Here is a 6,204-nt window from a genome sequence, read left to right as displayed (position 1 = left end):
CGCCGACTCCCCTGGAAGCCGGTCCGGGCGGCGTCGCGCGGCACAACTCGCAGAGAGTTTGCCCGCGCGCGGTCAAACTCTCTGCTCGGACAAGTGCCGCGTCAGCATGAAACGTACGCGCGGTTCGATACGCTGCGCTCTCGTAACCGCGCTCCGCCGCCCGGACCGGCTTCCAGGCGATGCCCTTCATGCGGGCCTGCACCGCACGCCACCTGCCGCGACGATGGGCAGTCGGGCTCCTGCGGGGAGGAAGATGGCCCTCCCGCCTTTGCCGATTGAACCGCCGCGACCAGCCTCGTAGGCTGGCGGTGAGCAACGCGAACCCCAGCGATCCAGCGTGGCGCAGCAAGCTGGGGTTCGCCTGCGGCTCACCACCAGCCTATGGTTACTGCTTCAACCGCCGCAATGCTGTGCCCCGCCCTCGTCCGGGCTACGGGCGGCAGCGAACGAGATTCCCGGGAATGAACGAACGACCCTTCTTCAAGCGTCCGCTCGCTTATCCATCCATGCATTCATGAGGGTATGGGCCACCGCGAGAACCACCGGACCCACGAAGATCCCGATGAGGCCGAAGGCCACCAGCCCGCCGATCACGCCGACGAAAATGAGGATCAGGGGCAAGTCGGCGCCCTTCCTGATCAGGATCGGCCGCAGCACGTTGTCCAGCGTGCTGACCACCAGCAGGACCACCAGGAGGAAGGTTCCCCAGCCCGGTGAACCGCTCCAGTAGAGCCAGGCGACGGGGCCGATCAGCACGATCCCCGCGCCGATCTGCGCGACGGCCGCCAGGAACATCACCGGCGTGAGCAGGCTGGCGAACGGCACGCGCGCGATGGCGAGGCCCAGCGCACCGATCACCGTCTGCACGATCGCGGTCACCACCACGCCCATCGCGACGCCGCGGATCGCCTGGCCGGACAGGCGGATCGCGTTCTCGCCCGCCGCCCCGCCCAGGCGCGCGCCGAAGCGCAGCGCCCAGTCGGCGGCTTGCTCGCCGCGCGCGTAGAGCACCGCCGCCGCCACCACCGTCAGCACGAACTGCAGGAACAGCGCGCCCAGGCCGCCCGCCTGCGCCACCACCCACTTGGTGACCACGCCGGCGTACGGCGTGACCAGTGCGATCATGGCCTGCATGCCGCCGCGCGCGAGGTCCTCCCAGGCACTGGCCGCGCGCTCGCCGACGAAGGGCAGGTGCGCCACCCAGGAGGGCGGCGGCGGCAGTTGCATCCCCTGCAGGTCGCGGACCCAGCCGGCGATCTGGTCGGAGTGGGACACCAGCGTCCCCACGGCGGCCGACAGCGGCACGACGAGCACCAGGAGCAGCACGATGGACATGATCCCGGTGGCCAGCCAGCGCCGGTGGCCGACGCGCCGCTCCAGCGCCATCAGCATGGGCCAGGTGGCCACGACGATCATGATGGCCCAGATGAACGCGCCCAGGAAGGGACGCAGCACCCAGAAGGATGCGCCTATCAGTGCCCCGATGAAGAGGACGTTGAGGACGGCGCGGGTCAGGTCGTTGCGGGAATCATTCACACCCCCATTGTTCATGGTGGCGCGCGAAAGCGCGAGGAGCGGATGCATCGGGTGTGGCGCGGCGTACGCCGGGCAGGGATTCCGCCGGGTGGTCACAATCGCGCCTTGGCCTCCTCCCCGATGTCCCTGTACCGACTGATCGCCCGCTTCGTCCTGCGCCACCGCGCCGCCTACGCCTCTTCGGCGGTGATGCTGGCGGCGATCGCCCTGCTGCTGGTCTGGATCCCGCGCCAGGTCGGTCACGTGGTCGACGGCCTCGTGGCCAGCCGCTGGTCCGAAGGCGCCTTGCTGCGCGAACTCGCCTGGCTGCTCGCCGCCGGCGCGGCCGTGTACTTCCTGCGCGTGGGCTGGCGGCTGCGCCTCTACGCGGCCGCCTACCGGCTCGGCGTGGAGTTGCGCGAGCGGCTCTATGCCCGGCTCACCCTGCAGGGCGCGTCCTTCTTCCAGGACCGCCGCACCGGCAACCTCATGGCGCTGGCGACCAACGACATCGACGCCGTGGAGATGGCCGCCGGCGAGGCCATGCTGGCCGGCTTCGACGGCACGCTCACGCTGGTGCTGGTGCTGGCGACCATGTCCCTGGGCGTGGACTGGCGCCTCGCGGCCTGCGCGGTCCTGCCCTTCCCGCTGATGGCGCTGGGCTTCTGGCGTATCTCGCGCCACGTGCACGAGGCTTCGCGGCTGTCGCTGGAGCGGTTCGCCGGCCTCAACAACCACGTGCAGGAGACGCTCGCCGGTGTGCGCACGGTGCGCGCGGTCGGCCTGCTCGCGCGCAGCGAGCAGCAGTTCAACACGCTCGCCGCCGGTGCGGCCCAGGCGAGCCTGGATGCGCAGCGCTGGGAGGCTGCGTACGAGCCCGCGGTCGGCTGCACCTTCGCGACCGCCACGGCCCTTGTGCTGGGCGCGGGCGGCTGGCTCGTCTGGCACGGCGCGCTCACCGTGGGTCAGCTCACGAGCTTCAGCCTCTACCTCGGCCAGCTGGTGTGGCCCATGTTCGCCGCGGGCTGGGTGCTGTCGCTGCTGGAGCGCGGCCGCGCGGCGTGGGACCGGCTGCAGCCGGTGCTGGACACGCCGCTGAGCGTGGACGATCACGGCACGGTGGAGCGCGTGCTGCCAGGGCCGCTGCGCATCGAGCACGTGCGCTTCGCCTACGAAGCAGCCGCGCGTCCGGCGCTGGACGACGTGTCGCTGGAACTCGCCGCGGGCGGCACGCTGGGCCTGGTCGGGCCCACCGGTGCGGGCAAGTCGACGCTGCTGCGACTGATCCTGCGCCACCACGCGCCGGACGCGGGCCGGCTGCTGTGGAACGGAGTGGACCTGCGCGACTACACGCTCGCCGCCCTGCGCGCCGGCATCGCCTGGGTGCCGCAGGAGGCCTTCCTCTTTTCCGCACCCGTCGCCGCCAACATCGCGCTCGCGCGGCCCGATGCGACGCGCGAGGAGATCGAGCAGGCGGCGCGCCTGGCCGCCGTGCACGAGGACATCCTGCGCCTGCCGCGCGGCTACGACACGCCGGTGGGCGAGCGGGGTGTCACGCTCTCGGGCGGACAGCGGCAGCGCGTCGCGATCGCGCGCGCACTGCTGGCCGACGCGCCGCTGCTGCTGCTGGACGACGCACTCTCCGCCGTGGACACCGACACCGAGACGCGCATCCTCGCGCACCTGCGCGCCGCGCGCGTGGGCCGCACCGTCGTGATCGTGAGCCACCGGCTCAGCGCGGTCGCGGACGCCGACCATACCGTGGTGCTGCGCGACGGCCGGGTCGCGGAAGAAGGCAGCCACTCGGAGCTGCTGGCTGCCCCCGGGTGGTATGCACGCCAGTGGCGCTACCAGCAATTGCAGGCGAGCCTCGATGCCAGCTGAAGCCGTCTCCTCCCGCCTGCCCGGCACCGAGGTGCTGCCGCGCCGGCGCGTGCTCGGCGAAGCCGCGGCGCTGCTGCTGCGCGCCGCTGCGCCGGAACGGCGCCACGTCTGGCAGGGCATCGCCTGGCTGCTGCTGGCCGCGGGCCTGGAAGCGCTGGGGCCGCTCGCGGGCAAGTTCCTGATCGACAACTACCTGCTGCCGCGCCACGCCGACCTCCCGCGCATGGCCGGACTGCTGTTCGGTGCCTTGCTGGCCGGCGTGATCGCGAGCTGGGTGCGCTACGGCCAGCTGGTGCGACTGGCCGGTGTGGCGATGCGCTCGGTTCAGCGCATCCGCGAAGGCGTGTACGGCCACGTGCTGCGGCTGCCCATGGCCTTCTTCGACCACGCCATCATCGGTCAGCTGGTGAGCCGCGTGACCAACGACACGGAAGCGGTCAAGACGCTGTACGTCCAGGTGCTGTTCGTCATCCTGGACAGCCTGATCATCCTGGCCGGCGCGATGGCCGCCATGCTGTGGCTGGACTGGCGCCTGATGCTGATCGTCGCCGCCCTCATCCCCGTCGTGGCGGCGATCGTGTTCCTGTACCAGCGCCTGTCGGCGCCGGCCGTGACGCGCACGCGCGAGCTGCGCAGCGAGCTGAATGCGCAGGTGGCCGAGTCCATCGCCGGCATGCCCGTGCTGCAGGCCGCCAATGCCACCACGCGCTTCCAGGAGCGCTTCGTCGCACTGAACGAGGCTCACTACCGCTCGCGCCGCCGCGAGCTGCGCGCCAACGCCTGGCTGCTGCGCCCGGTGCTGGACTTCATGAACGTGCTGCTGCTCGCAGTGGTGCTGGGCGTGTTCGGCCTGCGCGGCGCCTCGGCCGGCCTGAGCGCCGTGCAGGTCGGCATCCTGTACGCCTTCATCAGCTACATCTCGCGCGTGGTGGAGCCGCTGATCCAGATCACCATGCAGTTCTCGCAGCTGCAGCAGGCGCTGGTGAGCGCCGCGCGCGTGCACACGCTGCTGGCGGAAGCCGAGACGCCCGTCGCGGCGGACCAGGGCCGGATCACGCACGGCGCCATCGCGATCGAGCACCTGGACTTCGCCTACCTGCCCGGGCGCCCGGTACTGCACGACATCCGGCTGCACATGGCGCCGGGCAGTTTCCACGGCATCGTGGGGCACACGGGCAGCGGCAAGAGCACGCTGCTGTCGCTGCTGCTGCGCTTCTATCCTGCCCCGCCGGGCGCGATCCGCATCGACGGCGTGCCGCTGGAGGGCATCGCCGAGGAGAGCTTCCGGGCGAGCATGGGCCTGGTGCCGCAGGACCCGTTCCTGCTGGCGGCGAGCGCGCGCGAGAACATCGCGCTCGGCCGCGCCCTGAGTGACGAACAGGTCGAGGCGGCCGCGCGTGCCGCCCACGCGCACGGATTCATCACGGCGCTGGAGAACGGCTACGACACCTTCCTGGGCGAAGGCGGCGCCCGCCTTTCCACGGGCCAGAAGCAGTTGCTCGCGATCGCGCGCGCGCTCGCCGGCAGCCCGCGCATCCTGCTGCTGGACGAGGCCACGGCGCACATCGACTCGGAGACGGAGCAGGTGGTGCAGCAGGCGCTGGCGGAACTGCGGGGCCGCGTGACGATCGTGGCCATCGCGCATCGGCTGTCCACCGTGCGCGATGCGGACCGCATCGTGGTGCTGAACCACGGCCGCATCGCCGAACTCGGCACGCACGGCGAGCTGATGGCCATCGAGGGCGGCCTGTACCAGCGGCTGTATCAGTTGCAGCAGCTGGAAGAGGAACTGCCGCCGTAGCGCAGCCTGTTCAGTTGAACAACGACGGCGCGAAAGGCGCCTCGCTCAGACCCGGTCCACCGGGATCTTCAGGTAATGCACGCCGTTGCTCTCGGGCGGCGGCAGGTGGCCGGCGCGCATGTTCACCTGAACCGCGGGCAGGATCAGCACCGGCATCTCCAGCGTGCGGTCGCGCGCGGTGCGCATCGCGACGAACTCCTCCTCGACTATGCCGTCGTGCACGTGGACGTTGTGCGCGCGTTGCTCGGCCACCGTACTGACATGGCGCATCTCGCGGCCGCCGGGCTGGTAGTCGTGGCACATGTACAGGCGCGTTGCGGGCGGCAGCGCGAGCAGCTTGCGGATCGAGCGGTACAGGGTGCGCGCATCGCCGCCGGGGAAGTCGCAGCGGGCGGTGCCGTAGTCGGGCATGAGCAGCGTGTCGCCGACGAACGCGGCCGTCTGCTGGCCGTCGCCGACAAGGTAGGTGACGCAGGCCGGCGTGTGGCCGGGCGTGTGCAGCACGCGCGCCTGCAGCCCGCCGATCGCGAAAACTTCGCCGTCGGCTAACAGGCGGTCGAACTGTCGCCCGTCGCGCGCGAACTCGTCCCCGGCGTTGAACAGCTGACCGAACACTTCCTGCACCCGCGTGATCCGGTCGCCGATGGCGATCCGTCCGCCCAGCTGCTGCTTCAGGTAGGGCGCAGCGGTGAGGTGGTCGGCGTGGACGTGGGTCTCGAGGATCCACTCCACCCGGGCGCCGAGCTCGCGCACGCGGGCGACGAGCCGGTCGGCGCTGGTGCGCTGCGTGCGTCCGGCTTTCGGGTCGTAGTCGAGGACGCTGTCCACGAGGGCGCAGTGACGCGACTGCGTGTCCAGCACGAGGTAGCTGAGGGTCGAGGTGGCAGGATCGAAGAAGGCTTCGACCTGCAGGCGGGCTGTCTTCATCCGGTGGCTCCTGGCGGCGAAGGACAAGGGACGAGCCACTCTACGCGAGACACGCGCGGCTGCAAGATCGCTGCGCC

General features: G+C 71.1%; 4 protein-coding genes. 2 read left to right on the top strand and 2 right to left on the bottom strand.

Annotation, left to right across the window (positions count from 1 at the left end; genetic code table 11):
- Positions 1-480: 480 nt before the first annotated feature.
- Positions 481-1,536, bottom strand: a complete 1,056-nt coding sequence (gene ydiK, locus JJB11_RS24720; RefSeq protein WP_201965094.1) for an AI-2E family transporter YdiK — start codon at positions 1,534-1,536, stop codon at positions 481-483.
- 120 nt (positions 1,537-1,656) lie between these two features.
- On the opposite strand from ydiK, the gene JJB11_RS24715 reads away from it, so the two are divergent.
- The gene (locus JJB11_RS24715) at positions 1,657-3,399 is read left to right on the top strand and encodes an ABC transporter ATP-binding protein (protein WP_201177819.1); all 1,743 of its coding nucleotides are present in this window, start codon (positions 1,657-1,659) and stop codon (positions 3,397-3,399) included.
- The gene (locus JJB11_RS24710) at positions 3,389-5,200 is read left to right on the top strand and encodes an ABC transporter ATP-binding protein (RefSeq protein WP_201177811.1); all 1,812 of its coding nucleotides are present in this window, start codon (positions 3,389-3,391) and stop codon (positions 5,198-5,200) included. Before JJB11_RS24715 ends, JJB11_RS24710 begins: the two co-directional genes overlap by 11 nt.
- A 45-nt stretch (positions 5,201-5,245) precedes the next feature.
- Here JJB11_RS24710 and JJB11_RS24705 read toward each other — a convergent pair whose 3' ends face one another.
- Positions 5,246-6,127, bottom strand: a complete 882-nt coding sequence (locus JJB11_RS24705) for an MBL fold metallo-hydrolase (protein ID WP_201177818.1) — start codon at positions 6,125-6,127, stop codon at positions 5,246-5,248.
- Positions 6,128-6,204: the final 77 nt, after the last annotated feature.

Origin of the sequence: Ramlibacter ginsenosidimutans, assembly GCF_016654015.1 — a bacterium.
GTDB classification, from domain to species: Bacteria; Pseudomonadota; Gammaproteobacteria; order Burkholderiales; family Burkholderiaceae_C; genus Ramlibacter; species Ramlibacter ginsenosidimutans.
The sequence above is the reverse complement of the archived record's forward strand: the minus strand, read 5'-3'. Positions and strand labels throughout refer to the sequence as shown.